The sequence below is a fragment of the Kocuria sp. CCUG 69068 genome (assembly GCF_020833785.1).
In the GTDB taxonomy this organism is placed as follows: Bacteria; Actinomycetota; Actinomycetes; order Actinomycetales; family Micrococcaceae; genus Kocuria; species Kocuria rosea.
This window is the reverse complement of the sequence record NZ_PDDL01000196.1, coordinates 1-2,851: the sequence shown is the minus strand read 5'-3', so window position 1 is coordinate 2,851 and position 2,851 is coordinate 1. Positions and strand designations below refer to the sequence as shown.

Annotated in this window: 3 protein-coding genes; all 3 read right to left on the bottom strand. The window is 76.1% G+C overall.

What is annotated here, in order from left to right; all coding sequences use genetic code 11:
* On the bottom strand, positions 1-924 hold a 924-nt coding region (hemC, locus tag CRM73_RS18750; RefSeq protein WP_229588737.1), incomplete at its 3' end, for a hydroxymethylbilane synthase.
* A complete protein-coding gene (locus tag CRM73_RS18745) occupies positions 915-2,123 on the bottom strand; it encodes a ferrochelatase (RefSeq protein WP_229588736.1) in 1,209 nt (402 codons plus the stop codon). The genes hemC and CRM73_RS18745, both read right to left, overlap by 10 nt.
* On the bottom strand, positions 2,120-2,851 hold a 732-nt coding region (gene hemQ, locus CRM73_RS18740), incomplete at its 5' end, for a hydrogen peroxide-dependent heme synthase (protein WP_370658576.1). The genes hemQ and CRM73_RS18745, both read right to left, overlap by 4 nt.

Here is a 2,851-nt window from a genome sequence, read left to right as displayed (position 1 = left end):
GGCGAGCAGCTCGTCGCCCAGCCGGTGGCCGAGGGCGCGGGCGTCGTCGACGCCGCGCTCCGCGGTGCGGCCGCTGCGGCGCATGACCCGGCTGCCGTCCGGGTCGGCCACGACGACGTCGAGCACGAGCACGCCGTCCTCGATCCGCGCGAAGGTGCCCACGGGGGCCGCGCAGCCGGCCTCGAGCCGGGTCAGCAGCGCCCGTTCCGCGGTCACGGCCAGGCGGGTCTCCAGGTGGTCCACCGCGGCGAGGGCGGCGGCGAGCGGGGTGTCCCCCGAGGCGTCCTCGGTGCGGCACTCCAGGGCCAGGGCGCCCTGCCCGGGGGCGGGGAGCATGACGGACGGGTCGATCAGCTCGGTGATCGCGTCCTCCAGCCCGAGCCGCCGCAGCCCGGAGGCGGCGAGCACCACGGCGTCGAGGTCGCCGGGGGCCACCCGCCCCAGTCGGGTGCCCACGTTGCCGCGGATGTCGACGATCTCCAGGTCAGGGCGAGCGGCGCGCACCTGCGCCGCGCGCCGCGGGGAGCCGGTGCCGACCTTCGCGCCGGAGGGCAGGCCGGAGAGGGTCAGCCCGTCGCGGGCGCACAGCGCGTCCCGGGGGTCCTCCCGCTCCGGCACCGCGGCGACCTCGAGGCCCGGCACGGGAGCGGTGGGCAGGTCCTTGAGGGAGTGCACGGCCAGGTCCACGGAGCGCGCCAGCAGCGCGGCCCGCAGGGCCGTGGCGAAGACCCCGGTGCCGCCCATCTGGGACAGGGGCCCGGTCAGGACGTCGCCCTCGGTGCGGATCGTGACGAGCTCCGGCTCCAGCCCGCCCGCCGCCGCGACGGCCCGGGCCGCCGTGGTGGTCTGGGTGAGCGCGAGCCGGGAGCCGCGGGTCCCGACCCGCAGCACCGGGAGCCCCTGCGCCGCGGCCGTCACGACCACCGCACCTCCCCCGTCTCGTCGAGGGCGACCGGGAGGGGCTCGCCCTGGGGGCGCTGCGCGATGGTGGGGCGGGGCCCGGTGGCGCCGCGCAGCACCTTGACGCAGCAGTCCGGGGCGCAGTCGTCGAACCACGTGCCCTCGGCGCACGCGGAGAGCCGCGGCGGGGCGGTGCGCCCGGCGACGCGCTGCTCCACGAGGTCCGCGAGCCCGGCCACGAACGCCGGGTGGGTGCCCGCGGTGGGGGTGCGCACGGCCGGGAGGCCGAGCCGTTCGCAGGTCTCCAGGGCCTCCGTGTCGAGGTCCCACTTGACCTCCATGTGGTCGGAGACGAAGCCCAGCGGCACGAGGACCACGCCGGCGACACCGCGCTCGGCGAGCTCCTCGAGGGCGTCGTTGACGTCCGGCTCGAGCCACGGCACCTGCGGCGGCCCGGAGCGGGACTGGTAGACGAGGTCCCAGGTGTGGTCCCCGAGCTCCTCCGCCCCCACGCGCTCCAGCACGGTCCGGGCCACGGCCAGGTGCTGGGCGACGTAGGCGGAGCCCTCCTCGAAGTCCATCCGCGCCGGCCCGGAGGCCTCGGCGTCGGTCGTGGGGATGGAGTGGGTGCAGAACAGGACCGCGATCCTGCCGCCGTCGGCGCCGAGCCGGTCGCGCACCTGCGCGAGGCCCTCCCGGAGGCCCTCGACGAAGGGCTGCACGAAGCCCTCGGAGTCGTAGTACTGGTGGACCTTGTCGACCTGCATCTCGTCCGCGAGGCCGAGCTCCTCGAGCGCCACGCCGTAGTCCTCGCGGTACTGGCGGCAGCCGGAGTAGCTGGAGTAGGCGCTGGTGGCGAGCACCAGGAGCTTGCGCAGCCCGCGCGCGTGGCACTCCCGCACCACGTCCGCCACGTAGGGCGCCCAGTTGCGGTTGGCCCACAGCACGGGCACGCTCAGGCCCCGGCCGAGCAGCTCGGCCTCGAGGGCGGAGCGCAGCGCGCGGTTCTGGGCGTTGATGGGGCTGACGCCGCCGTTGGCCCGGTAGTGGGTGGCCACCTCCTCCAGCCGCTCGTCGGGGATGCCGCGGCCCTTCGTGACGTTGCGCAGGAACGGCAGGACGTCGTCCTGCCCCTCCGGCCCGCCGAAGGACGAGAGGACGACGGCGTCGTAGTGCTCCGGCGCGTGCGCGCGGGCCCGCGACAGGGCGTTCTCGGCGCTCATCGGAGCACCTCCGCGAGCTCCTCGGAGCGGATCCGGCGGCCCGTGTAGAACGGTGTCTCCTCGCGCACGTGCAGCCGGGCCTCCGTGTTGCGGAAGGCCCGCATGACGTCGACGAGGTCGACCAGCTCGGGGGCCTCGAGCGCGAGCAGCCACTCGAAGTCGTTGAGCCCGAAGCACGCGATGGTGTTGGCGAGGACCTGGGGGTAGTCGCGCGCCGCCATGCCGTGGTTGCGCAGCATCTCGGCGCGGCGCTGGGCGTTCATGTAGTACCACTCGTAGGAGCGCACGAACGGGTAGACGCAGACCCAGTCCTCGGGGGCGACGCCGCGGGCGAAGGACGGCGAGTGGTTCCGGGTGAACTCGGCGTCCCGGTGCACCCCCATCGCGTTCCAGGCCTGCGCGGTGCCGGCCAGGAGCTCCGTGCGGCGCAGCCGGCGGACCGCCGACTGGAGCGCCTGGGGGTCGTCGCCGTGCAGCCACGTGAGGACGTCGGCGTCCTCGCGCATCCCCGAGACGTCGTAGGCGCCGCGCAGCGTCACGCCCTCGGCCGCCAGCTGCTCGACGACACCGTCGAACTCGGCGGCCGCGGAGGCGTCGTCGCCGGCCGTGCGGGCCGCGGCCCCGCCGGCGGGGCGGGCGAACACGGACCAGACGGCCCAGTGCAGCCGCTCCGCGCCGCCGTCCTGCGTCGGCTCGGGCGTGGCTGCGGGGTGACCGCCGTGCTCGTG